The following is a 239-nucleotide window of genomic DNA, read 5'->3' on the forward strand; positions in this document are numbered from 1 at the left end:
GTCGGGGGTATAGCTCAGCTGGAAGAGCACCTGCTTTGCAAGCAGGGGGTCATCGGTTCGAGCCCGATTACCTCCACCTACTTTCTTTCGAGAAAGAAAGTAGGCAAAGGAAGCTTTAATATATTTTGGGTAGCCAGAGACACGGGCCCATAGCTCAGCTGGCTAGAGCGCACGACTGATAATCGTGAGGTCGGTGGTTCGAGTCCACTTGGGCCCACTTCCTTTTCTTTCGAGAAAGA

The 239-nt window shown here is 51.9% G+C and carries 2 tRNA genes; both read left to right on the plus strand.

Features of this window, described 5'->3' with window-relative positions:
• Positions 1-3 precede the first annotated feature (3 nt).
• Positions 4-76: transfer RNA gene (locus H7U37_RS15470), tRNA-Ala, on the plus strand.
• Between the two features lie 67 nt (positions 77-143).
• A tRNA-Ile gene (locus tag H7U37_RS15475) sits at positions 144-217 on the plus strand.
• The last annotated feature ends 22 nt before the right edge of the window (positions 218-239 follow it).

The organism is Pseudoflavonifractor phocaeensis, from assembly GCF_016901735.1.
Classification (GTDB): Bacteria; Bacillota; Clostridia; order Oscillospirales; family Oscillospiraceae; genus Pseudoflavonifractor_A.